Below are 23,334 nucleotides of genomic sequence, written 5' to 3'. Positions count from 1 at the left end.
CAGGTGCTTTGGTCAAAGAACCATCGCTCAATCGGCTCAGCGGATGACGATCTCATCCGAGCGGATCATGCCCAGCACGGACCGCGCCTGCTGATCCAAAAGATCCAGATCCAGGTAATTGTCCGACAGGCGGCGCGTCAGGTTTTCCATTTCCGTGATCTCGGCATCAAGTTTGGCAAGGTCGCGCGACAGGGCGTCCCGTTCCGCTGCAATCTCGACCCGTCGGAACAGGCCATAGTCGCCTTGCACGGCTGCAAAGGTGAAATAAACACCTAACGTGAAAGCCACCATGAAAAATGCAACTGCGCCCAAACCGGGCCGATGGGAACGGGACACTCTGTTTACCGCCGTATGAAGTCTGCCTCAAAAACGTGCCCTTTTCGGACATCTGTCTGCACTATGTCACAGGTGATTCGGCTTGTGAATCCCTCGATTCGCAATTTTTCATGATCAGCAGAAAAAACATGTTCGCCCCATAAATTTGGCTGGGTTGAAAAGTGGTTATCGCCAGGCTTCAAGCGCTTGATTGCGCTGCAGGGTTTGTTCTTCCATGCAGGCCCAATAGAACATGGGGGCCGCGCTACCGTCGCTTTCCAGCTCGGGGTCACAGGTCGCGTCACGACGTTTCAGCCAGGCGCGTTGCTCGGTCAGCAGGGCTTGGCCATCACCACGCGTGTCCGATAAGGGTTTGATCTCTGACCAAAGGCTGTTCAGATCCTGATCTGCCACTTCCCATTTCTCTTTGGCGCAAAAATTGAGATCGAGCTGTGTGTGCCCGTTGCAGTGGGATTGCACATATGTCGTGACGGGCAGCAGGGTGGTGGCAAGGACGGCAACAGCTTTCATGGTGCATCTCCCGGTTTGACGAAGAGAGTACCATGAATGCCGATTGCCAGACAGATAGGGGTTACTGATCCAGTGCCGCAACACCGGGCAGCGTTTTGCCTTCCATCCATTCCAGGAAGGCACCCCCTGCAGTCGAGATGTATGAAAAGTCCTTGGCAGCACCGGACGCATTCAGCGCAGCGACCGTGTCACCACCGCCTGCGACCGACACAAGCTGTCCGGACCGTGTCAGCTCAGCCGCTTTCAGGGCCGCTGCGTTGGTGGCGGCATCGAATGGTTCAATCTCGAATGCACCCAGCGGGCCGTTCCAGATAAGCGTTTGGCTCTTGTCGAAAATCGCAGTGATTTCCGCAACGGTTTCCGGACCAGCGTCAAGGATCATGCTGTCTTCGGGGCATTGATCCGCTGGTAGAACCTGATTGGGGGCGTGGGCTTCGAACTTTTCAGCGACCACGACATCGCGGGGCAGGACAATCTGACAGCCGGTTGTCTCGGCCTTGGTCAGAATCTCAGCGGCGGTGTCTTTCATCGCCGTTTCTGCCAGCGACTTGCCGACGTTTACGCCTTGCGCGACGAGGAACGTGTTCGCCATGCCACCGCCAATAATCAAGTAATCCACCTTTTCGATCAGGTTGCCCAACAGGTCCAGCTTGGTTGAAACCTTGGCGCCGCCGACCACCGCAGTGACCGGGCGTTTAGGCGCGCCTAACGCGGCTTCCAACGCGCTAAGCTCTTGCTGCATCAGGCGGCCCGCGCAGGCGGGCAGAAGACGGGCAAGCGCCTCGGTCGAGCTATGCGCGCGGTGAGCCGCCGAAAAAGCATCGTTGCAGTACACGTCGCCCATTTTTGCCATGCCGGCAGCCAGTTCCGGACTGTTCTTTGTTTCCGCAGCGTGAAAGCGCGTGTTTTCCAGTAAAAGCACCTCGCCAGCACCCAGGTTGGCCGCTGCGGTTTCCGCCTCGATCCCGACGCAGTCATCGCCAAACCGAACCTTGGTGCCAAAGGCCGTCTCCAGCGTCGGAACAAGCTGCTTCAGCGACAGGTTCTGCCGGCGCTCTCCGCCCGGGCGTCCGAAATGCGCCAGCAGGATGGGCTTGCCGCCAGCGGCCAAGATGTCCTTAACGGTCGGCACGATGCGCTCAATACGGGTGGCGTCGGTCACGACCCCGTCGACCACCGGCACGTTGATATCCACGCGCACCAGCACGCGTTTGCCGTTCAGGTCCATGTCGTCCAGTGTTTTCCAGCCCATCGCGCAATCCTCGACAAATGTGAAAGTGACTTAGGCGGTTCTTTTCCTGCATTTTGCCCTCAGGTCAATGCGTCACTTGGCATTCGCGCGCCCGGCGCATAGGTATTTGCGCAAGATAAAACGACAGGAGGGCCTCATGGCCGAGATCAAGGATCCCGAAAACACAATCATCGTCGAACTCAAAGGCGGCAATGTCGTCATTGAGCTGCTGCCTGACGTGGCACCGCAGCACAGCGCCCGCATGAAAGAACTGGCGCGCAATGGCGAATATGACAACGTGGCCTTTCACCGTGTGATCGACGGTTTCATGGCGCAGACCGGCGACGTGCAGCATGGCGACATGGAAGACGGGTTCAACCTGCGCATGGCGGGCACCGGCGGATCGTCTCTGCCGAACGTTCCGGCCGAGTTCTCGAAACTGCCCCATGATCGTGGCACTTTGGGCGCGGCCCGGTCGCAGAACCCGGATTCGGCGAACTCGCAGTTCTTCATCAACTTCGGCGACAATCATTTCCTGAACGGCCAGTACACTGTTTATGGCCGTGTCATCGACGGAATGGAGCATGTGGACGCCATCGTACGAGGCGAGCCACCAGCGAGCCCTGATCGGATGATCAGTGTCAAGGTGGCGGCTGATGTATAAGCTGGCTGCCGCTTTTGCCTTGTTGGCCAGCCCTGCGCTGGCCACGGGTCTTGAGGTCGAGATCGAAGGTGAGGGGGCCAATGGCACTGTCACCATCGACCTGTTCGATGATATTGCTCCGAAACATGTTGAGCAGATCGCTGCTCTGGCCAATGAAGGCAAGTACGATGGCGTGGTGTTTCACCGCGTGATTGACGGCTTCATGGCGCAGACCGGCGACGTGGAACATGGCCGTTTGGGTGGCGACATGCGCCGCGCCGGCACAGGCGGTTCCGACCGTGCAGACCTTCCGGCCGAGTTTTCTGATTTCGAATTCGACCGTGGCGTGGTTGGCATGGCGCGGGCGCAAGACCCCAACAGCGCAAACTCGCAGTTCTTTATCATGTTCGAACCGGGCCCGTTCCTGAACGGCCAGTACACGGTTGTTGGTCAGGTGACTGACGGCATGGACGTGGTTGACGCGATCAAACGCGGTGAGGGTCAGAACGGTGCCATTATCGGCCAGCCGGACGTGATGAAAAAAGTCACCGTCACCGAATAATCCTTGAACCCGGCGCTGGCACCAGCGCCGGGTTTTTCGTCATTGGTCGATGAAGCCTCTGATCGCTTGCGTATATGCATCCGGGTCTTGAAACGACGCAAAGTGACTAACGTCTTTCAAAATCAGAAGATCAGCATCAGGGATCGCCTCGGCAATCGCTTGCGAGTGTTCGGTAAGGATGGCCTCGTCATGTTCGCTCTGCACGACCAGAGTGGGCACGGTCACCGATTGCAGCCCCTCAAGCCCGCCGGGCTTTTCTGTGGCCCACATGGCCGCGACACCGCCCAGGAACGCTTCGAACCCGTCCGGGGTGGGGGACATGGCGGCATAGTCCCCGGCCATCATTCCGACGTAAGAACCGAAGACTTCGTTGGTTTCTACTGAAGGATCGATCCCATCCAGCGTGACATTGCCCGCATGGGCGAAATGGCTGGCAAGACGGTCAGGCGCAGTGGTCGAAATCGTGTAGCCAATGTTGGCACCATCCGACCATCCAACCAGATGCACCTGTCCGACATTCAGATGATCCAGCAGCGCCAGATAGTCCTGCGCCAGCAATTCATAGCTGTAGGTGCTGCCATCATTGGTTGACCGGCCATGCCCTCGGGTATCTGCCACAATCACGCTGTGGTCGCTGGACAGATCAGCCACTTGTGCTGCCCAGATATCGCCATGCGCAAGACCGCCATGGATCAACAGGACGGGTGTGCCCTCTGCCGATCCATAGGTGGCGTAATACATGTCGATGCCATTCACGCTGGCGGTACCACTGGACGCGGCCTCGGACATATCGGGCGTTTCGGGGATTGTCAGCCAGGCATCCTGTGCCAGTCCCGCTGTCGCGGTCAACGTTATCGCAGTGACCATCAGTGTTCGAAGCATGTCTACCTCCCTGGTTTCGCGTCGTCTCGTCAGGGATGATAGCTTAGGAACAGGAAAGCGGGGGAAATAATCCCCCGCTTGGCCATTAGTCGTCTGTTGTCATCGCCTTCCAGATCAATGCGCCGATTGCGCCACCGATCAGGGGTGCGACCCAGAATAGCCAGAGCTGCCCAAGGGCAGGCGCGTCCGCGAACAAAGCAACCCCTGTGGACCGGGCCGGGTTGACGGATGTGTTGGTCACCGGGATCGAGATCAGGTGGATCAATGTCAATCCAAGTCCGATGGCGATGGGGCCGAACCCGGCAGGAGCGCCGCTGGAAGTGGCCCCAAGGATGATGATGATGAAGAACGCGGTCATGACGATCTCGATCACCAGAGCGGACATCAGCGAATAGCCCTCGGGTGATGCCTCACCATAACCGTTCGAGGCAAACCCACCCACGCCTTCAAAGCCGGGCGCGCCGCTGACGATCAGATACAAGACCGCAGCTGCAGCAATCGCGCCGATAACCTGAGCGATCCAATAGGGGATAAGGTCCTTCGCCGGAAACCGCCCCCCGATCATCAGCCCAAGACTGACTGCGGGGTTGAAATGGCCGCCCGAGATGTGCCCAACGGCATAGGCCATTGTCAGAACGGTCAGGCCAAAGGCAAAGGCAACGCCAAGCCACCCGATACCTACATCGGCGACCCCAGCGGCCAGAACGGCGCTACCACAGCCGCCAAGCACGAGCCAGAAGGTACCAAAGAATTCAGCCATAAGTTTTGATGACATTAAAAGTCCTCCAGAAAACAATGGGTTTAAGGTTAATTCAAAAAGTTCATTTTGTGAAATTGTAAGAAAGCAGCCTGTACCTGGATTCCTGTTTGGGTTGTATTGGGAAGGGAAAGGACAAATACTCACTCACAATATTAGCATGTGTAGGTTTATAAAGATGCCCAATCGATTGCGTCTGAGAAATTGCGCTCTGCGCTCCGCATTTCTGTATCTTGGTTTCATCAATTCGGCAGGCGCCGAACAAGTGGAACTTCCAAATGGCGCTGATTTCTATCTCGGTGCAGCGTTTCGCAGCATTATGACCTTTTCTCCTGCCGAGATCACAACCGACGACGTTCGGCAGCAGGTTGCTGGGAATTATTTTGCTCTGATGTCGAACGCGGATGGCGTGCTGTCTCAGGCGGACGCAGTGGACTATTTGCGGGTCGTTTCGAACAAGTATTCGTTTTCCATTACCAAAGAGCCAGCGCGATACGATCTGGACCGGGACGGTGTGGTCACGCAGGCAGAACTTGAAGTTTTCTTCTCAAAAGATGCCTGGGGACCGGCCTATCATCTGTATGGTCAAGGGGCGACTTTTGAAGAGGCCACCGTGCGGTTTTGGCAAAAACTTGGTGAGCAAACGGCCCGTATCCGGGGTGTGATGGGAGCGGCTGAAAACGGTAATATTCCCGTCGTCGATCCGAAAGGCGGCTGGACGGGGGCTGAAGAAACGGCCAGGCCGAAGCCCGTCCCTTACTTCGATGACTTTGACATTGACGGTGACGCAGCCGTTACGTTTGAAGAGTTTACTGAACCGCTTTGGGCAGCAGTCGCGGCGTCGGACCTGGACGCGGACGGTCTTTTTTCAGATGATGAAATCAACCGGGTTCGGGAACGCTTTATTCTTGCTAACGAGGCGTTGGAAGGAAATGGGTTCCGTTCAGTGTCAAGCTGGGCGGAGCGTTAAAGACACGCGCTGATCCCTAAGAACAGTCGCAGTGCGCCTCACACAGGATCAATAGATCAATGCTTGTTCCAACTTCCACGAGTTAAGCCCAGCTTACCGGGTCCAGTCGGAACAGTTTGGAAAGCTGGTCATATACCTCGGGTACAGCCGCCTTCAACGCGCGGGGCTGTTCGAAAAAGACCTCGACAGAGACGGCAAAAAACTCCTCGTGCCCGGTCGCGCCATAGGGATCTATGACCGTGTGCCGTCCACTTTCGACAGCGCGTACATGGGAGTCATATGCGGTCAGGAACACGCGTTCCCATTCGGCAAAGCTTTGTCCGTCGCTTAGGATCGGAACACCGTTGGTTCCCCCAGACAGGTCGTCGATTTGGTGGGCGAACTCATGAAGTACGACGTTCTGCCCGTCATGATCATTCAGCGCGCCAAGTTTGCTGTGGGTCCAGGAGAGAATAACCGGTCCCCGGTCCCAGCTTTCACCGGTGCGCACGATCTCTTTCTCGCTGACGACGTATCCTTCCTGTCGGCGCTGCCGAGACTTAAAAGCGTTCGGGTAGATCAGGATTGTTGTCAGGTTTTGATACCAAAGATCGCTGTTCACAATGAGCAAGCAGGCCTGCGCGGCGATGGCCAGTTCCATCTCCTCGGTTACGTCCTGCCCGTCGCAACCAAAGAAACGAACCTGATCCAGAAATAGATTCACCTTGCCGTCCAGTTTGACACGCAGGTCAAGGGGCAGGCGGCGGATCAGAGGCACTTGCTGTTCGATAAGGATGCGTTGGTGGTCTGTCAGGGGCGTGGACAAAAGCTGTTGGCGCGCTCGGGACTTGGACCAGTAGCGATACAGTACGAAACCGGCGATAAGCGCCAAGGCGGTGAAAAAGAACAACATAAAGGTCACTATAAGGACGCGCCGGGCGGTTGGAACCGGAAAACTCGATCGTCCCCGTCAAATGAAAAACGCCGCAGGTTTCCCCGCGGCGTTCGAAACTTTGGACAGTGGTCCGCGTTACTGCTTGACCTCGGCTGCCGGGTTGGCACCCGCCTTGCCGCTGCGGCCCGGGTTCAGGGGGTCGTCCTGACGCTGAACCGATCCTTCGAAATGCGCACCGCTTTCGATCGCGATGGTCTTGTGGATGATGTCGCCTTCGACACGTGCGGACGAGGTCAGGCGAACTTTCAAGCCACGGACACGGCCCACGATGCGGCCGTTTATCACGACGTCATCGGCAGTGACTTCGCCTTTGATGGTGGCGGTCTCACCGATTGTCAGCAGATGCGCACGGATGTCGCCCTCGACAGTGCCTTCGACCTGGATATCGCCCGAGGTCTTCAGGTTGCCCGTGATGTGCAGGTCCGAAGACAGAACCGATGCCGGTGGCTTAGGCTTGGGCGCGGTGCTGGCCTTGTTTTCTGCCGGTGCAGGGGCCGCCGGTGTCGCCGGTGCAGCGGGTTTTGCCGCCTCGGGTGCAGTGGACGAGGGCTCGTTGATTTTGCTCTTAGAAAACATTTCTCGCAGCCTTGATGTAAGTCATTGGGTTAACAGGTTTTCCATTCACGCGAACTTCATAGTGCAGGTGCGTGCCGGTCGACCGTCCGGTGCTACCCATATCAGCAATATGATCCCCGCGCGAGACCCTTTGACCAACCTTCACGCGTATCTTCGTGTTATGGGCATAAAGTGTCTCAATTCCGAACGCGTGCTTGATTTTTACCAGCCGTCCAAACCCGGACTGCCAGCCGGCATGGGTGACCACACCGTCGGCGGTGGCAAAAATGTCGGTGCCATGGGCACCGGCGAAATCGGCGCCGTTATGCATGCGGCGACCACCTGTCTTGGGGTCGCGGCGCGTCCCGTAACCGCTCGTGAATCGCACGACGGAATTGACGGGGCTTGCAAACGGCGCTTTCTCTGCTGCAATTCGATACAGGTTCAACTGATCCATCTGTTGCAACAGAGTATTTGCGCGGATCTCGTCGGGGGTCAGTTCCTCACCGCGCGTGCTAAAAGAAATAGGGGTTAGGGGGCCGCCCATGCCGCTATAGCCGCGGCGAACTTCTTCGATGATGCGGTCGGTGGGCATGCCGGCCTGACGGAACATCTTGTCCAGTGGTTCGACCGAGATCACCATCGCCTCTTCCAACTGGCGGAAGATCTCGTCGCTGCGTTCCTGCATCAGCCGGATTTCCAACTCAAGATCGTCACGCTGTTCCAGCGCGTCCTTCGCATTGGCGGCAATCTGATCGCGTTCCTCGGCGGTGCGGGACAGCGCCTCGGTCATAAAGTTCATCTGCTCGGGGTTGGCAACGGCGGCCATGTACATGTCGCCTTCGCCCGCTTCCTGCTCAAGCTTGACCAGCTCTGTCCGAGCTTCTTCGCGCTGTTTCATGGTGGCGCGCAGCGTGGTCTGGATAACCTCAATCCCGGTCTCAAGCTCGCGGCGGCGGTTTTCCGACGCCAGCAGTTCCGACTGCATGGCCGAAATCTGCTCAAGCGCTGCGTTGAACCGGTCCTGAGCTGCCAGAGCCTCTTGCGCGCGCACGTCCCGTTCTGCGGACATGATATTCAGACGTTCCTGATAGGTCGCCTGATCGCGTTTTGCCTGTTCCCGGAAGTTGCCCGACCCGATGCTGTCCATCAGAAGGATCGCGGTCGCAACGGCTGTCCAACCCACGAACAGTGCAACGCCAGCGACGGCGACAACTTGCGTTTCCGAGCTTAGCCGAATGAATCGCGTATCATTGTCTGATTTCAGAAAGACACGGCGTTCGGGAAAATGCCGCTCAAACAATGAATGTAATTTAATTGCCAGACGTGTTCTCACGCGTCTCACCTCTCCATCCCCAAGATCGGGATCGGTCGTGAGTGATAGCCGTCCCTTGGGCGAAGTGCATAAAGCGGCAATTTGTTTTGGGCAAGTTTGTTAACTTACCGACCCTGCGTTACTGGTTTTTGCCGCCGATTCTAGGCGAGAAATTGCCGATACCTTCAACTTGAGCCCGTTATTGGGTCTGTCCCGGCAATGGCAAGTCTTCCGTCAGAGGCCAGTAGAAATCCGGCGGCAGCCCAGCCTCGGCCCGTTTTTCTTCGTTAAACGGGGGCTTCAGGACGCCATGGAAATACTGGCGCACCAATTGGTGAAACACATCCTTGGGATCCGCGTTTTCACGCCCACACAGGAAATGGAACCATTTTGATCCATAAGCCACGTGGCCCACTTCTTCGGCATAGATGACCTCGAGCGCGGCGATTGCCTGTTCTGCCTTGGCCTTGCGGAATATGTTGATCATGCCGGGTGTCACGTCCAGCCCGCGCGCCTCAAGCACCATGGGGACAACCGCCAGCCGTCCCATCAGGTCTTCGGCGGTGTCTTCGGCCGCGCGCCACATTCCAGCATGCGCGGGTAGGGCGCCATAGTGGCTGCCCATGCTTTCCAGACAGTCACAGACCATCTCAAAATGCCGCGATTCTTCCTCGGCACATTTGACCCAGTCATCGTAAAACCCGATCGGCATCGGCACGTGGCCAAATCGCGCGATGATATCCCAATGCAGGTCAACGGCGTTCAGCTCGATATGCGCAACTGCGTGAAGCAGGGCAATACGCCCAGCCTCGGTCCCGGGCTTGCGCTTTGGAACCTCACGCGGCGACAGCAGCTCGGGCTTTTCCGGGCGGGCGGGGCTCAGCGGCGGAGTTGCGGTTCCCACCTCAATCTCAGGCGCGTCGCCCTTGCGCGAAGCGAACCAGGCTGCGGCATGGCGCTTGGACAGAGTGGTCTTTTCACGACCATCCGCTGTTGTCAGGACTTCGGTCGCCATCTGAGTCAGTGTTTTGGACACCGCGTTGTCTCCGCTGATTGGGGTGGACGGCTCTTAAACCGGATGGCAGCCATGGTCGAGAGGGTTACAGGGCGCGCGCAGCCTCAAGCACCTCGTCCACGTGGCCGGGGACTTTGACCTTGCGCCAGGCCCTGGCGATCTTGCCCTCGCCATCGATCAGGAAGGTCGCGCGCTGAATTCCCATGGATTTCTTGCCGTACATGTTCTTTTCAACCCAGACGCCATAGTCTTCGCAGACCGAAGACCCTTCGTCCGACAACAGCGGGGTCGTCAGGCTGTGCTTGGCGACAAATTTGTCGTGCTTGGCGACGCTGTCCCGCGAGATGCCGAAAACTTGAGCCCCCGCATCTGCAAAGGCCTGAAGTTGTTCCGAGAAACCGATGGATTCCTTGGTGCAGCCCGGCGTATCATCGCGGGGATAGAAAAACAGAACGACGGCACCGCCGCGCAGGTCCGAAAGGGTCACTTCGCCGCCGCCGTCGCGGGGTAATGTGAAATCAGGGGCGATGTCTGTCACGTCGGGCATTGGAAACTCCGCTAAAGGATTTTAAGTGCTGCCCGGCATAATAGGGCGACGCGAGCGGGTTGAAAGACTTGGATAAAAAATTGGCTCAGCACGAAGACGCAAGTGGCGACCGGCCCGAGACGCCTGTCCGCCGCCGATCACGTCGTCGTATCGCCGCGCGCTGGAGCATTGGAACCCTGCTTTTAATGTGCCTGATGGTCGGAGCGGGCTGGTTCTTTCTGATCGGAAAACAGCTGCACGCGCCGGAATGGGTCACGCAGAAAGTAGAAGCGCGCCTTGAACGCAGCCTTGGCGGTTTGAAATTCACCTTTGGGGACGCCAGCTTTATCGTAAACGATAAGTGGCGCCCGCGAATCCGATTGACGGATGTGACCATCAGCGATGCAGCGGGTCATCAGATCGCTCAGATATCGGATTTGCGGACACGCCTGTCGATGCGCGAATTGCTGCGCGGTAAGATCAGACCGCGGCGGATCACTATGCTGGGCGCGCAGATTGCTTTGACCCGTGGTGAGGACGGTGCGCTGTCGCTAACAGTTGGGTCGGGCAGTGCCCCGGTGCAAAAGGCCCCGACGCTGGCGCAGCTTATCGAGGAATCGGATGATGTGTTCCTGTCCCCGTTTCTGTCAGGATTGCGGGCGGTCGATCTGGAATCGCTGACGCTGGATTATCAGGATCTGCGACTGGGGCGGGCCTGGGTGTTTGACGGCGGGCATATCTCGATCATCCGGGACGGGGATGAAATGCGGCTGGCGACCGGGTTTTCGGTGCTGACCGGGCGCGACTATGCCAGCACGATCGAGGCGAACTATACCAGTGTGCTTGGTACACCTCAGGCGAGTTTTGGGGTTTCGATCACCGATCTTCCCTCGGAAGACATTGCCACCCAAAGCGTTGCACTGGCGTGGTTGCAGGTGCTCAACGCTCCGATTTCCGGCGCGTTACGGGGCAGTGTAGATGGGCAGGCCGCGCTGGGTCCGCTTTTTGCGACGTTGAACCTGGGCGAGGGTGTCCTGCAGCCCAGACCCGAGACGCGCCCGATCGGGTTCGAATCCGCGCGCGCTTATTTCACCTATGACCCTGCGCGTCATGTTCTGGAATTCAACGAGGCCTCGGTCGTGTCCGATGTGGGGGCCGTGCAGGCCGAAGGCAAAGCCTATTTGAACGGGGTCGAAAACGGTGTTCTTGAAAGCCTGACGTCACAGCTGACCCTGAACAGTATCGATATCTACCCCGGTGGTCTGTTCCCGGAATCGCTGGAAACGGCGCGGGCGGATGTGGATTTTCAACTCAAGCTTGCGCCGTTCGAGCTGCAGCTGGGACAGTTAATCATCACCGATGCGCTGCACGAATTGCACGCAACGGGCAGGTTGATCGGCCAGCCCGACGGCTGGGATGCCGCGTTTGATGCGCAACTGGACAAGATGGGGTCCGAGAACCTGTTGCGATACTGGCCCGAAAGATTGGCGCCGAACCCGCGGAAATGGGTGTCGGAAAACCTGTTCGAAGGTCAGTTTTCGGATGTGGAGTTTTCACTACGCTTGCATCCGGGCAGTAAGCCGGACCTCTATCTGGGCCTTGGGTTCGATGAGGCCAAGATCAGGTTTGCCAAGACCTTGCCGCTGATCCAGGACGGGCGGGGCCGGCTTAGCCTGCTGAAAGATCGCTTTACCGTCACGGCTGAAAAAGGGGTTGTCATCGCCGATCAGGGTGGCGCGGTGGATGCCTCGGGAACCTCGTTCATCATCCCGGATACAACTGCCAAGGGCGGAACACCGGCGATTGCTCGGATCGAGGCGAGCGGCAGCGTCGAGGCCGCCTTGTCGCTGCTGGACCGACCACCACTAAGCCTGATGTCTAAAGCCAACTTGCCGGTCGATTTGGCGGCTGGTGACGTAAGCTTGTCAGGCACCTTGTCATTGCCACTGAAAAAGGGGCTGAAGTTTCACGACACCGAATTCCACTACACCGGTGAAATCGACAATGTGCAAAGCGACAAACTTGTACCTGACTATTCGGTCAGCGCTGACCTTTTGAACCTGTCCGGCAATCAGACCGAGGTGAAGATCGACGGCTACGGCTTATTCGGCCAAGTGCCGATGCAGGTCGCGTGGCGTCAGCCCATTGGCGGAGACGGGCCTCAACGCAGCGAACTGACGGGCCAGATCGAACTGTCGCCTTTGCTGATGAACGAGCTGAAGGTGCCGCTGCCGCCGGGCATGCTGACTGGAAAAGGCACAGCGGATATCACCGTTGGAATCGGCGCGGATGAACCGGTCACACTCTCTGCGACTTCGGACCTCGCCGGGGTCGGGATGACGATTCCTGAACTTGGCTGGCGCAAAGGGACGGGGGCGACCGGAAAGATGACACTGGACGCCACGCTGGGTGAAAAGCCCAAGGTGGATGATCTGACGCTTGATGTCGCGGGGCTGCGCACTAAAGCCTCGATCTTCTTCCGGGACGGGGGTGCCTTTGACCGGATACGGTTCAGTTCGTTTGATCTGGGCAACTGGCTGGCGGTGCCGGCCGAACTGATCAACACCGGCGGACCTGTCCCCAATATCGTCGTTCAGGGCGGTGTCATGAATCTGGGTCGCGCAACCTTCGGCGAGGGGGGTGGCGGAGGAGGGTCAGGCCCCGGTCCAAGGATCGATGTTCTGTTGGACCGCCTGCAGGTGACCGAAGACATTGCACTGACCGGGTTCCGGGGCGCGTTTCAAACCACAGGCGGGGTGAACGGCACCTTTACGGCAAATGTAAACGGCGGCACGGCGGTCAGCGGTCAGGTGAGCCCGCGCGACAGCGGTAGCGCCGTGAACATAAAGTCGAAGGACGCAGGGGCCGTCCTGCGGTCAGCTGGCGTGATCACCCAGGCACGTGGCGGCAGTTTGGATCTGCAACTGGAACCGGTCAGCGCGCCGGGGAATTATGATGTGATCCTCAAGATATTAAACACACGCATTACCGACGCGCCGGCAATGGCCGCGCTGTTAGACGCGATCAGTCTTGTTGGACTTTTGGACGAGATGACCGGGCAGGGGATCTTTTTCTCGACTATCGACAGCCGCATGCGGATCACCCCGACCGAAATCAAAGTCCTCAGTGGAAGCGCCGTTGGCCCGTCCATCGGCTTGTCCTTTGACGGCACGATCGACACGGTTGCGGGCATGCTGAACCTGCGTGGCGCGATCTCTCCGATCTATCTGGTGAATGCAATCGGAAGTGTTTTCACAAAAAAAGGCGAGGGGGTCATCGGGTTCAACTACAGTCTGACCGGGCCGCTTACGAAGCCAAAGGTTTCCGTAAATCCGCTGTCTGGCCTTGCGCCACTGTTCCTACGCAATTTGCTGCGCGCACCGGCCCCGACTGTATCAGATGGTCCCAACGCGCTGCCGAGAAAGCCGGATGAGCCCAAAAAGACCTTTGGTTCTCCGCCCCGGGACAATTGACCCGGATGGGCTGTTGCTGATTCCGATGCGGAATTGTATGGCGCGGCTATGAAACTCAGCGATTTTGACTTCCATCTGCCCGAAGACCGGATTGCCACACGTCCCGCCAACCCGCGCTCATCCGCGCGCCTGTTGGTGGCCGAAGGTGACGCGATCTCGGATGCGCATGTTTTTGATCTAACCGAGTGGTTGCAGCCGGGTGACCGTTTGGTGCTGAACGACACGCGCGTAATCCCCGCGCGCCTGAACGGGCGGCGCCATCGCGACAGTGCGCAAGGACCGGTGTCTGCTGCAATCGAGGCGACTTTGCTGGACCCGCAGGCTGATGGCACATGGGCGGCCCTGATCAAACCGCTGAAGAAAGTGAAGCTGGGCGAAGACATTCAGTTCTCGGATCATCTGAGCGCCACGCTGGAGCGGGTTGAGGACGGGCAAGCCTATCTGCGGTTCAATCTGTCGGGCGACGATTTTGATGCTGCGTTGGAACAGGCCGGTGCAATGCCTCTGCCGCCCTACATCGCCGCCAAGCGGCCTGCGGATGAGCAGGACAAGACGGATTATCAGACAATCTGGGCCCGCAATTCCGGTGCAGTTGCCGCCCCGACGGCGTCGCTGCACTTTGATGAGGCGTTGATGCAGGCGCTGGGCGCGCGCGACGTCGTAGTCACTCATGTCACGCTGCATGTGGGCGCGGGCACCTTTCTGCCGGTCAAGGTCGAGGACGTGACGACCCACAAAATGCACGCCGAATGGGGCAGTGTCAGCGCCGCCGCCGCGCAAGAGATCCGAGAGACCAAAGCCGCAGGGGGCAGGGTCATCCCGGTGGGCACTACCGCGCTGCGTCTGATCGAAAGTGCCAGCCGGCCGGGCCAGATCGAACCATGGGAAGGTGAGACCGATATCTTCATATATCCCGGTTTCGAATTTCATGTGACCGACGCCTTGATGACCAATTTCCACCTGCCGAAATCCACCTTGTTGATGCTGGTGTCGGCCCTGATGGGGCAGGAGCGAATGCGGAAGGTGTACGCGCATGCGATTGAACAGAAATACCGGTTCTTCTCTTACGGGGATGCGTCGCTTTTGATCCCGTAAGGGACGTGTTGTCGGGATCGAATCCTTTCAATGTCGTAGACAAGCATGACCAAAGCCGTTTTTGATTGCAAAACGGTGTCACAGTCTTGGTCGGAATTTTTCGGAGGCCCCAATGATTCAGGTCCTTTCCAGCGCATGGGCGCTATTGCTTGGTATGGGCCTGTTGATGGTCGGAAACGGCCTACAGGGTACGATCCTGGGTGTCCGGGGCGAGATCGAGGGGTTTTCGACCCTTCAGATGTCATTCGTCATGTCAGCCTATTTCGTTGGTTTCCTGGGTGGATCACGACTTGCACCCGAAATGATCCGACGTGTCGGACATGTGCGGGTCTTCGCGGCACTGGCATCGTTCATTTCTGCCGTGATGATCATGTATCCGTTGATGACCGACCCGGTTATCTGGATTCTGGGCCGTGTCGTGATCGGGTTCTGTTTTTCCGGAGTGTACGTCACTGCGGAAAGCTGGCTCAACAATGCTGCCAGCAACGAAAATCGCGGCCAAGCGCTGTCTCTTTACATGATCTTCCAGATGACAGGCATCATCAGCGCTCAAGGTTTGGTTCTTTTGGGCGACCCGGCCGGGTTCGATACCTTTGTAATCGCCTCCATACTGGTTTCGGTCTCTTTTGCGCCAATTCTGCTGTCGATTTCGCCGACACCAGCTTTTGACACAACCAAACCAATGACACTGCGCGAATTGTTCGGTTATTCGCCATTGGGCTGTGTTGGTATGTTTCTTCTGGGGGGCGTGTTCTCTGCGCAGTTTGGGATGGCGTCGGTATACGGTGCCCGCGCCGGTCTGACACTGGTCGAGATTTCGACTTTTATTGCCGCATTCTATATTGGCGCTCTGGTTTTGCAGTATCCATTGGGATGGATGTCCGACCGCATGGATCGCCGTTTCCTGATCATGCTTGTTGCAGGGGTCGGCAGCTGCGCGGCAGTTGTGGGCTTGGTGTTCGGTGTGACGTTTCCAATCCTGCTGGGCGCGGCCTTTGTGATCGGCGGTATGTCGAACCCTCTGTATTCACTGCTGATTGCGCACGCGAATGACTTTCTGGAACACGAAGACATGGCCGCGGCGTCAGGTGGTCTTTTGTTCATCAACGGCATGGGCGCCATTGCGGGTCCGTTGATTACCGGTTGGCTCATGGGGGATGCGGTCTTTGGGCCTCCGGGCTTTTTCCTTTTCATCGCAGTCCTGTTGGTCGTTATGGCGGGCTATGCGCTCTACCGTATGACCCAGCGCGCGGCGATCCCGGTCGACGAAACAGGCACCATGTCGCCGCTCTATCCAACGGCGTCTCCGGTTGTGATGGAATTGGCACAGGAGGTGGCCATTGAGGCCGCAGAAGCCGAGCAGGAAACGCAAGATGTTGCCTAGAACACGAATTTATGTCGCAAGTGTTGCAATAATTTACTGTTACAATTCTGTAAAACACACTTAAATGAATTTAAGTCCCTTGGGGGGGAAACACGACGGAGTTAAGGGCATGGCAAGTCCTGAAGATGTATTGAGTTTTTGGTTAGATGAGGTTGGTCCCAAGGGTTGGTATCTGCAGGATGACGCATTGGATGCAGAAATTCGCGAAAGGTTCCTGACCACATGGGAGGCTGCGAGTGAAGGCAAGTTCTCTCTCTGGCTGACCTATCCCAGCGGTGCATTGGCGTACATCATCCTTATGGATCAGTTTCCACGCAACATGTTCCGAGGAAGCGCTGAGGCCTTCGCCTCAGACCGCGCGGCGTTGTCAGCAGCGAAATGTGCGGTGGATAAAGGGTGGGATATGAAGATCGACGAACCGGCCCGCCAGTTCTTTTATCTTCCATTGATGCATTCGGAAAACCTGTGTGACCAGGAACGCTGTGTGCGCCTGATGTGTCAAAACATGACCGATGGCGACGACGGCAACCTGTTGCACGCAAGGGCGCATCGCGAAGTGATCCGCAAGTTCGGTCGGTTCCCATACCGCAACGACGCTCTCTCGCGCCCAATGACCGAGCACGAGGCCGCCTATGTCGACATGGGCGGATATGGCGCGACCGTGCGCGAGCTGCAGACAGCCGGCTAGGACGCCGGCTCGCAGCCTCGGATTGCAATGATCCGGTCGGCGACAATGTCGGCCGAATTTTCAATTGCAGTGTTAATTAACTGGTCCGGGGCTTCGGTCAACTCGGCTATTCTCGCCTGCGCAGCTTGCAGGTTATTCTCTAAATCATTCAGCTTTTCCAAAGCTTCAGACAGTTTTCGGGCGGTGGCACTATCGGCTGCTGTTCCGCTAAGCTGAAGGGATGACAGGTCGCTGCGCAATGCCGTCAGTTCACCGCGTATCCCTTGAACGTCTTCCTTCAGGGGCGCTACGATCTGGACCTTCTCGGCAAACTTGACGGTAATGTCGTCGACTGTAGAAGCCAGCTTCCATCCCAGAAACAGGCATAGTGCAATCAGGATAAGCGTTGCATTCAGCACGGCGAGCAACAGATCTTTAAGCGTTTTGGCCATGGTAAGCCTTTCGAATGACTTGGGTTTCACAAAGTCCGGACAGGCCCGGTGCGTATCTTCTAGCCATAGGTTCACGCGCGGTATAGGCTGAAAACAGCGCATACCGCGCCAGTTTACCCTGCGTCTGTTTTGTCGCGGGAGCAATATGTTGATGCATTCAGGAAATTAGTTTAATGGTAAACTAATTTCTGAATCGACCTGCGCCGAGAGGGAAACATGGCAGCACAATCTTTTGATCTGATCGTAATTGGCGCCGGTCCCGGCGGCTATGTGGCCGCTATCCGTGCCGCGCAACTGGGCCTGAAAACTGCCGTGGTCGAACGCGAACATTTAGGCGGTATCTGTCTGAACTGGGGCTGTATCCCGACCAAGGCGCTGCTGCGAACCTCCGAAGTGTTCCATCTGATGGAGCGCGCCAAGGATTTTGGCCTGAGCGCTGACAAAATTGGTTTTGATCTGGATGCGGTCGTCAAGCGTTCACGCGGCGTTGCGGCGCAGCTGTCGGGTGGCATTGGCCATCTGTTGAAAAAGAACAAAGTGACCGTTTTCATGGGTGCGGCCACGATCCCTGCTAAAGGCAAGGTCACAGTCAAAACCGACAAGGGCACCGAGGAACTGACCGCCAAGAACATCGTTCTGGCCACCGGTGCGCGGGCGCGGGAACTGCCCGGATTGGAAGCGGATGGCGATCTGGTCTGGACCTACAAGCACGCGCTCCAGCCGCCGCGGATGCCAAAAAAGCTGTTGGTGATCGGGTCCGGCGCAATTGGGATCGAATTCGCCAGCTTCTATAATACGTTGGGCGCGGATACGACGGTTGTCGAGGTCATGGACCGGGTCCTGCCGGTCGAGGACGCCGAAATCAGCGCGCTGGCCAAGAAAGCCTTTACCAAACAGGGCATGACCATCATGGAAAAGGCGATGGTCAAGCAACTGGACCGCGCCAAGGGTAAGGTCACCGCGCATATTGAGGTTATGGGCAAGGTTGAAAAGCACGACTTTGACACAGTGATCTCGGCAGTCGGGATTGTCGGTAACGTTGAAAATCTTGGGCTCGAGGCCTTGGGCGTCAAGATTGACCGTACCCATGTCGTCACGGATGAATTCTGCCGCACAGGTGTTGATGGCCTTTATGCCATCGGTGATATCGCAGGCGCACCCTGGCTGGCGCATAAAGCCAGCCATGAAGGTGTTATGGTTGCGGAGTTGATTGCCGGTAAACACGCTCATCCGGTGAAACCCGAAAGCATCGCCGGCTGCACTTACTGCCAACCGCAGGTCGCATCGGTGGGGTACACCGAAGCCAAGGCGAAAGAGCTTGGCTATGACATCAAGGTCGGCAAGTTCCCGTTCATTGGCAACGGCAAAGCCATTGCGTTGGGTGAACCCGAGGGCCTGATCAAAACGATTTTCGACGCCAAGACTGGTGAACTACTGGGCGCGCACATGATCGGCGCGGAAGTTACTGAGTTGATTCAGGGCTACGTAGTGGGACGGCAATTGGAGAGCACCGAGGAAGACCTGATGAACACTGTCTTCCCACACCCGACTCTGTCGGAAATGATGCATGAAAGCGTGTTGGATGCCTACGGGCGCGTGATCCACATGTAAGGATGGGGGCTCTGCCCCTGCCGCCCGTCTCCCCCGGGGATATTTTAGCCAGATGAAGTAAGGATCTTTCCTTCATCTGGCTTTTTAATTTCCCGGAGCGCGAGGCAGAGCCACGCAAATATCTTATTTATTCAATGCGTCCAGTATGCGCGCCCACGAACGAATGCCCTTGTGGAAACTTTTCACGTCATACTTTTCGTTCGGTGAGTGGATGGCATCGTCGTCATTGGCGTAGCCGACGAGCATCGAGTCCAGTCCGAGAACCGAATCAAAATAGCCAACCACCGGGATCGAACCGCCCATGCCGGTAAAGACAGCTTCGCGGTTCCACTCATCTGATAACGCGCCGCGCGCGGCCTCGAATTCGGGGCGATCTAGGTTCATCACCGATGCCGGAGCCCCTTCGAGATCGTTGTCCCAGACAACTTTCGCGTCGGGCGACAGGCGATCTTCGACATGTTTGCGGACTTTGTCGCGCAGGGCATCGGGGTCCATGTCGCCGACCAGCCGGCAGGTGATCTTGCAGTGCGCTTCGGACGGGATCACGGTTTTCGATCCTGCACCGTTATAGCCGCCCCACAAGCCGTTCACTTCCAGCGTTGGACGTGCCCATTGCTGTTCCAGTGTGGAATAGCCCTTTTCTCCATGCGGTTGCGAGTAACCGACAGAACTCAGGTATTCCGCCTCATCAAAACCGCAATTTTCCCATTGGCGGAGCTGCTCTACGGGCACTTCGTGTACACCTTCGTAAAACCCGTCAACGGCCACGCGACCGGTTTCGTCGTCGTAGAACGAGGCGACGATCTTCGACAACTCACGCAGCGGGTTCAGGCCCGGGCCGCCGTAGTGACCGGAATGCAGATCGATGCGGGGACCAATGATGGTGAATTCATCCTTGAGCATACCGCGCAATTGCGAGGCGATGGAGGGCACGCCACGCGAGACCATCGAGGTGTCGCAGACCAGTGCTAGATCGGCTTTCAACTCTTCCTTGTTGGCTTCCAGGAACGGAACCAGCGAAGGCGAGCCGGATTCTTCTTCGCCTTCGAAGAAAAACGTGATGCGGCAGGGCAGAGTGCCGTGGATCGCCTTCCATGCGCGGCAGGCCTCAACAAAGGTCATCAACTGGCCTTTGTCATCCGACGAGCCTCGGCCGCGGATAACTTGACCGTTTTCAGTCTCTTCCAACGCTGGATCAAACGGGGGGCGGTTCCAAAGCTCTAATGGATCAACGGGTTGGACGTCGTAGTGACCGTAGAACAGAACATGCGGTCCGTCGCTGTCCTCGCCTACATGACCTACAACCATAGGGTGGCCCGGCGTTTCGCGCTTTTCGGCTGCAATGCCAATACTTTGCAGGTCGGCGACCAGCCAGTCAGCGGCCTGGTCGACCTGCTCTTTGTATGCGGGGTCGGTCGAGATCGACGGGATGCGCAGAAACTCCATCAAACGGTCGATGGAAGTGGTCAGATCGGAATCGATCTTGCTCAGAACAGCGTCTAGCGACATGAGCTTCTCCTGAATGGCGTGAACTGCTGCGGAACCTATCAGCACCGGCGGCGCCGTCCAGTGCGTATCGGCAGGATTTGCAGTATACTGTCGGAAACAGAATGTGTGGCAGGGTTATCGCCTGCGTCGTTTCCTCGCGTCTTATGGCCGTAACTTTACTTGTCGGGGGGCGTGAACAGGGATAATTGATACAGATCAATGCTGCGACTCCTGCAATGCCACTAGGCAAGGTACTCAAGGGGAAGCAAACCGCGGGGACGGCTTGATCCGTCATTCGGGGAAATAACGGGTTCGACAAACAGCACGTCTATGTCGGGCACAGAAGGAGAAACTGGTGGACTATACTGCTCAGCTCGATTCAGCGATTGCCAGGCTGCATGACGAAGGCCGTTATCGGACCTTTATTGATATCGAACGCCAGAAGGGTCATTTCCCGCATGCTGTACGGACGCGTCCGGACGGCTCGCAGCAGAATATCACCGTGTGGTGTGGAAACGACTATTTGGGTATGGGCCAGAACCCGGTTGTTCTGAATGCAATGCATGATGCGGTTGATGCTGCTGGTGCGGGTTCGGGCGGAACGCGTAACATCTCGGGTACCACGGTCTATCACAAGCAGCTTGAGGCTGAGCTGGCCGATCTGCACGGCAAAGAGGCAGCGTTGCTGTTCACCAGCGCCTATATCGCGAATGACGCGACGCTCAGCACTTTGCCGAAACTATTCCCCGGTCTGATCATTTATTCCGATGCACTGAACCATGCTTCAATGATCGAAGGCGTGCGCCGCAATGGCGGCGACAAGCGTATCTTCCGCCACAACGATGTCGCGCATCTGCGCGAACTGCTTGAGGCCGACGATCCTGCGACACCCAAACTGATCGCTTTCGAGTCGGTCTATTCGATGGACGGCGATTTCGGCCCGATCGAAGAGATCTGCGACCTGGCAGATGAATTTGGCGCGCTGACCTATATCGACGAGGTGCACGCGGTTGGCATGTACGGTCCCCGTGGTGGTGGCGTGACCGAACGTGATCGCTTGGCGCATCGCATCGACATCATCAACGGAACATTGGCCAAGGCTTATGGCGTGATGGGGGGCTATATCGCCGCCAGTGAGAAAATGTGTGACGCTGTGCGTTCTTACGCGCCGGGCTTCATCTTCACGACGTCGCTTCCGCCGGCCGTTGCCGCCGGTGCTGCCGCTTCGGTGGCATATCTGAAAGGTGCGTCAGAGTTGCGAGAGCAGCATCAGACACAGGCCAAGGTGCTTAAGCTACGCCTGAAAGGAATGGGCCTGCCGTTAATCGATCATGGCAGCCACATCGTACCTGTGATCGTCGGCAACCCGGTGCACACCAAAATCCTGAGTGACAGACTGCTGGATGACCATGGAATTTACGTCCAGCCGATCAACTTCCCGACCGTGCCGCGCGGCACGGAACGCCTGCGTTTTACCCCGTCACCGATCCACGGACCGGGTGAAATGAACCGATTGATCCATGCGATGGACGAACTTTGGTCACATTGTGCGCTAAATCGCGCCGAACTTGCAGGTTAACCTCACGCCAAAGTGTGCAATGCGTTTGTCGCGTGTTAAGCTTACGCTAACAAAAGAGACGCACGAATCGTTACGTAGGCGATTCGCCGTTGGCGTGTAACACGCGCAAGGCAGAATGGGGCAGCAGGGATGATTGGGCGCAGATCACAGCGCGATTCCGAAGAAAACACGGACGTCAGGCCGAAGGGCTTTGACGACTATGAGGTACGGCTTGGCGACAGGATGCGCGGCGAACGCGCGACCATGGGTAAGTCTCTTCTGGATGTTCAGCGCGAACTGCGGATCAAAGCCAACTACATAGCTGCAATCGAAGACGCTGATCCCGATGCGTTTGACACACCCGGCTTCATCGCCGGGTATGTGCGTTCTTATGCGCGTTATCTGGGTATGAACCCGGATGATACCTTTGCCACGTTCTGCGCCGAAAGCGGTTTCGAAGTGGCCCATGGTATGTCAGCCGAGGCTTCGGTTGTTCGTAAACCATCCGGCGGGTTGCCCGCGCGGGGTCCGATGGGGCGCGATCCGTTCATCTCGCCGAATACACCTTACATCCCAGGCAGGGAATCTCTGGTCAGCCAGATTGAGCCCCGTGCTATTGGCTCGTCTCTGGTCCTGCTGGCGGTGATTGGTGGCATTGGCTATGGCGGTTGGGCGGTTCTGAACAAAATCCAACAGGTTCAGGTGAGCCCGGTTGAGCAGGCCCCGGTGGTTCTGTCCGATCTCGACCCGTTGGATGCAGCCCGCGCTCCGTTAGAACTTGCCGAAGCAGCAGAATCCACAGCACCGACCCCCGAAGCGCTGGATCGTCTTTATCGCCCACAGGCGCTGGATGTTCCGGTTCTTGTGGCACGTGACGCGCCGATTGCCACATTGGACCCTCGCACAGTCGGAACGTTCCGCCCGCCAGAGGCGCCCCGGATCGAAGTGGCCGAAGTGCACACAGTTGAACGCCTCGCATTGCCGCAGGTTGTTGAACAGGTTGATACCGCACTGAAAATCGTGGCCGTTGCGCCATCGTGGATGCGTATTCGCGCCGCCGATGGAAGCGTTCTGTTTGAAGGCACATTGGGTACGGTCGAGCAGGGCAATACATTCGAAATTCCGCTGACCGAAGAACCACCGCAACTGCGCGCAGGGGCTTCGGGTTCCGTTTATTTCTCGATGAATGGTGAACATTTCGGACCTGTTGGCGCGCCGGGCACGGTGACCAAAGGTGTTCTGCTGTCTAAGGACGCGGTTGCCGAGCGCTATGAGATCGCCGATCTGGAATCCGAACAGAACAGCGCCCTCAAACAATTGGTGGCCGAACTTCAGGCGGAAGTACCTGAAACGCCGGCTGAGTGATCTGG

General features: G+C 57.5%; 22 protein-coding genes. 10 read left to right on the top strand and 12 right to left on the bottom strand.

The annotated features are described in order from the left end of the window. Positions 1–36: 36 nt before the first annotated feature. The 3 genes from AC2FJE_RS12450 to AC2FJE_RS12440 all read right to left on the bottom strand — a co-directional run bounded on the left by AC2FJE_RS12450 (position 37) and on the right by AC2FJE_RS12440 (position 2,098). Positions 37–336 carry an FtsB family cell division protein gene (locus tag AC2FJE_RS12450; protein WP_058273997.1) on the bottom strand — a complete coding sequence of 100 codons (300 nt, stop codon included), beginning with the start codon at positions 334–336 and terminating at the stop codon, positions 37–39. 165 nt (positions 337–501) lie between these two features. Then, complete coding sequence (locus tag AC2FJE_RS12445) at positions 502–846, bottom strand: lysozyme inhibitor LprI family protein (protein ID WP_496754401.1); 345 nt, start codon at positions 844–846, stop codon at positions 502–504. A gap of 61 nt (positions 847–907) precedes the next feature. After that, positions 908–2,098: a phosphoglycerate kinase gene (locus AC2FJE_RS12440; protein ID WP_496754399.1), complete on the bottom strand. Its 1,191-nt coding sequence runs from the start codon at positions 2,096–2,098 to the stop codon at positions 908–910. Between the two features lie 136 nt (positions 2,099–2,234). On the opposite strand from AC2FJE_RS12440, the gene AC2FJE_RS12435 reads away from it, so the two are divergent. Both AC2FJE_RS12435 and AC2FJE_RS12430 read left to right on the top strand, forming a co-directional pair. Continuing rightward, positions 2,235–2,741, top strand: a complete 507-nt coding sequence (locus tag AC2FJE_RS12435) for a peptidylprolyl isomerase (RefSeq protein ID WP_108860369.1) — start codon at positions 2,235–2,237, stop codon at positions 2,739–2,741. Next, positions 2,734–3,282 (top strand): peptidylprolyl isomerase, encoded by a 549-nt coding sequence (locus AC2FJE_RS12430; protein ID WP_109311395.1) that lies wholly within the window; start codon positions 2,734–2,736, stop codon positions 3,280–3,282. Before AC2FJE_RS12435 ends, AC2FJE_RS12430 begins: the two co-directional genes overlap by 8 nt. 39 nt (positions 3,283–3,321) lie before the next feature. On the opposite strand, the gene AC2FJE_RS12425 is transcribed toward AC2FJE_RS12430, so the two are convergent. After that, the gene (locus tag AC2FJE_RS12425) at positions 3,322–4,164 is read right to left on the bottom strand and encodes an alpha/beta fold hydrolase (protein ID WP_496760995.1); all 843 of its coding nucleotides are present in this window, start codon (positions 4,162–4,164) and stop codon (positions 3,322–3,324) included. Between the two features lie 85 nt (positions 4,165–4,249). Beyond that, positions 4,250–4,939: an aquaporin Z gene (gene aqpZ / locus AC2FJE_RS12420; RefSeq protein WP_108860372.1), complete on the bottom strand. Its 690-nt coding sequence runs from the start codon at positions 4,937–4,939 to the stop codon at positions 4,250–4,252. 97 nt (positions 4,940–5,036) lie between these two features. On the opposite strand from aqpZ, the gene AC2FJE_RS12415 reads away from it, so the two are divergent. Further along, a complete protein-coding gene (locus AC2FJE_RS12415; RefSeq protein WP_496696761.1) occupies positions 5,037–5,891 on the top strand; it encodes a hypothetical protein in 855 nt (284 codons plus the stop codon). Between the two features lie 82 nt (positions 5,892–5,973). Here the strand turns inward: AC2FJE_RS12415 and AC2FJE_RS12410 are convergent, their stop codons facing one another. From AC2FJE_RS12410 to AC2FJE_RS12390, 5 genes are all read right to left on the bottom strand, one after another. Beyond that, on the bottom strand, positions 5,974–6,783 hold the full coding sequence (locus AC2FJE_RS12410) for a M90 family metallopeptidase (protein ID WP_496754395.1): 810 nt from the start codon (positions 6,781–6,783) through the stop codon (positions 5,974–5,976). A gap of 117 nt (positions 6,784–6,900) precedes the next feature. Continuing rightward, the gene (locus AC2FJE_RS12405; protein ID WP_058273990.1) at positions 6,901–7,401 is read right to left on the bottom strand and encodes a bactofilin family protein; all 501 of its coding nucleotides are present in this window, start codon (positions 7,399–7,401) and stop codon (positions 6,901–6,903) included. Next, positions 7,391–8,716 carry a DUF5930 domain-containing protein gene (locus AC2FJE_RS12400; protein WP_496696758.1) on the bottom strand — a complete coding sequence of 442 codons (1,326 nt, stop codon included), beginning with the start codon at positions 8,714–8,716 and terminating at the stop codon, positions 7,391–7,393. The genes AC2FJE_RS12405 and AC2FJE_RS12400 overlap by 11 nt, the downstream gene beginning before the upstream one ends. Before the next feature lie 178 nt (positions 8,717–8,894). Continuing rightward, a complete protein-coding gene (locus AC2FJE_RS12395; protein ID WP_496761061.1) occupies positions 8,895–9,710 on the bottom strand; it encodes a ferritin-like domain-containing protein in 816 nt (271 codons plus the stop codon). Positions 9,711–9,795: 85 nt separating this feature from the next. Then, complete coding sequence (locus AC2FJE_RS12390) at positions 9,796–10,257, bottom strand: peroxiredoxin (RefSeq protein WP_496754393.1); 462 nt, start codon at positions 10,255–10,257, stop codon at positions 9,796–9,798. Positions 10,258–10,325: 68 nt separating this feature from the next. Between AC2FJE_RS12390 and AC2FJE_RS12385 the strand changes: the two genes are divergently transcribed. The 4 genes from AC2FJE_RS12385 to AC2FJE_RS12370 all read left to right on the top strand — a co-directional run bounded on the left by AC2FJE_RS12385 (position 10,326) and on the right by AC2FJE_RS12370 (position 16,876). Further along, a complete protein-coding gene (locus AC2FJE_RS12385; protein ID WP_496754391.1) occupies positions 10,326–13,709 on the top strand; it encodes a YhdP family protein in 3,384 nt (1,127 codons plus the stop codon). 48 nt (positions 13,710–13,757) lie between these two features. Then, positions 13,758–14,804 (top strand): tRNA preQ1(34) S-adenosylmethionine ribosyltransferase-isomerase QueA, encoded by a 1,047-nt coding sequence (gene queA / locus AC2FJE_RS12380; RefSeq protein ID WP_496760994.1) that lies wholly within the window; start codon positions 13,758–13,760, stop codon positions 14,802–14,804. Positions 14,805–14,916: 112 nt separating this feature from the next. Then, complete coding sequence (locus AC2FJE_RS12375; protein ID WP_496754387.1) at positions 14,917–16,188, top strand: MFS transporter; 1,272 nt, start codon at positions 14,917–14,919, stop codon at positions 16,186–16,188. Between the two features lie 109 nt (positions 16,189–16,297). Then, positions 16,298–16,876: a DUF924 family protein gene (locus AC2FJE_RS12370; RefSeq protein ID WP_108860380.1), complete on the top strand. Its 579-nt coding sequence runs from the start codon at positions 16,298–16,300 to the stop codon at positions 16,874–16,876. On the opposite strand, the gene AC2FJE_RS12365 is transcribed toward AC2FJE_RS12370, so the two are convergent. Beyond that, on the bottom strand, positions 16,873–17,307 hold the full coding sequence (locus AC2FJE_RS12365; RefSeq protein WP_108860381.1) for a hypothetical protein: 435 nt from the start codon (positions 17,305–17,307) through the stop codon (positions 16,873–16,875). The two genes, AC2FJE_RS12370 and AC2FJE_RS12365, sit on opposite strands and share 4 nt — an antisense overlap. A 216-nt stretch (positions 17,308–17,523) precedes the next feature. Between AC2FJE_RS12365 and lpdA the strand changes: the two genes are divergently transcribed. Then, positions 17,524–18,918 (top strand): dihydrolipoyl dehydrogenase, encoded by a 1,395-nt coding sequence (lpdA, locus tag AC2FJE_RS12360; RefSeq protein WP_496754385.1) that lies wholly within the window; start codon positions 17,524–17,526, stop codon positions 18,916–18,918. 123 nt (positions 18,919–19,041) lie between these two features. Here the strand turns inward: lpdA and AC2FJE_RS12355 are convergent, their stop codons facing one another. Next, on the bottom strand, positions 19,042–20,427 hold the full coding sequence (locus tag AC2FJE_RS12355; RefSeq protein ID WP_496760993.1) for a dipeptidase: 1,386 nt from the start codon (positions 20,425–20,427) through the stop codon (positions 19,042–19,044). Positions 20,428–20,761: 334 nt separating this feature from the next. On the opposite strand from AC2FJE_RS12355, the gene hemA reads away from it, so the two are divergent. After that, a complete protein-coding gene (gene hemA / locus AC2FJE_RS12350; RefSeq protein WP_058273980.1) occupies positions 20,762–21,985 on the top strand; it encodes a 5-aminolevulinate synthase in 1,224 nt (407 codons plus the stop codon). Positions 21,986–22,114: 129 nt separating this feature from the next. After that, complete coding sequence (locus AC2FJE_RS12345) at positions 22,115–23,329, top strand: helix-turn-helix domain-containing protein (RefSeq protein WP_496696745.1); 1,215 nt, start codon at positions 22,115–22,117, stop codon at positions 23,327–23,329. The last annotated feature ends 5 nt before the right edge of the window (positions 23,330–23,334 follow it).

The organism is Ruegeria sp. CDSC002, assembly GCF_059610905.1.
Note: the sequence above shows the minus strand (reverse complement) of the source record. Positions and strands in the feature narration are given on the sequence as shown.

Bases quoted from the DNA above. Each gene is read 5' to 3' on its own strand.
- AC2FJE_RS12445 (WP_496754401.1), bottom strand. From the start codon at position 846: ATGAAAGCTGTTGCCGTCCTTGCCACCACCCTGCTGCCCGTCACGACA.
- aqpZ (WP_108860372.1), bottom strand. From the start codon at position 4,939: ATGTCATCAAAACTTATGGCTGAATTCTTTGGTACCTTCTGGCTCGTG.
- AC2FJE_RS12375 (WP_496754387.1), top strand. From the start codon at position 14,917: ATGATTCAGGTCCTTTCCAGCGCATGGGCGCTATTGCTTGGTATGGGC.
- AC2FJE_RS12395 (WP_496761061.1), bottom strand. From the start codon at position 9,710: ATGGCGACCGAAGTCCTGACAACAGCGGATGGTCGTGAAAAGACCACT.
- AC2FJE_RS12405 (WP_058273990.1), bottom strand. From the start codon at position 7,401: ATGTTTTCTAAGAGCAAAATCAACGAGCCCTCGTCCACTGCACCCGAG.
- AC2FJE_RS12365 (WP_108860381.1), bottom strand. From the start codon at position 17,307: ATGGCCAAAACGCTTAAAGATCTGTTGCTCGCCGTGCTGAATGCAACG.
- AC2FJE_RS12435 (WP_108860369.1), top strand. From the start codon at position 2,235: ATGGCCGAGATCAAGGATCCCGAAAACACAATCATCGTCGAACTCAAA.
- lpdA (WP_496754385.1), top strand. From the start codon at position 17,524: ATGGCAGCACAATCTTTTGATCTGATCGTAATTGGCGCCGGTCCCGGC.
- queA (WP_496760994.1), top strand. From the start codon at position 13,758: ATGAAACTCAGCGATTTTGACTTCCATCTGCCCGAAGACCGGATTGCC.
- AC2FJE_RS12430 (WP_109311395.1), top strand. From the start codon at position 2,734: ATGTATAAGCTGGCTGCCGCTTTTGCCTTGTTGGCCAGCCCTGCGCTG.
- AC2FJE_RS12370 (WP_108860380.1), top strand. From the start codon at position 16,298: ATGGCAAGTCCTGAAGATGTATTGAGTTTTTGGTTAGATGAGGTTGGT.
- AC2FJE_RS12390 (WP_496754393.1), bottom strand. From the start codon at position 10,257: ATGCCCGACGTGACAGACATCGCCCCTGATTTCACATTACCCCGCGAC.
- AC2FJE_RS12345 (WP_496696745.1), top strand. From the start codon at position 22,115: ATGATTGGGCGCAGATCACAGCGCGATTCCGAAGAAAACACGGACGTC.
- AC2FJE_RS12425 (WP_496760995.1), bottom strand. From the start codon at position 4,164: ATGCTTCGAACACTGATGGTCACTGCGATAACGTTGACCGCGACAGCG.
- AC2FJE_RS12355 (WP_496760993.1), bottom strand. From the start codon at position 20,427: ATGTCGCTAGACGCTGTTCTGAGCAAGATCGATTCCGATCTGACCACT.
- AC2FJE_RS12440 (WP_496754399.1), bottom strand. From the start codon at position 2,098: ATGGGCTGGAAAACACTGGACGACATGGACCTGAACGGCAAACGCGTG.
- AC2FJE_RS12410 (WP_496754395.1), bottom strand. From the start codon at position 6,783: ATGTTGTTCTTTTTCACCGCCTTGGCGCTTATCGCCGGTTTCGTACTG.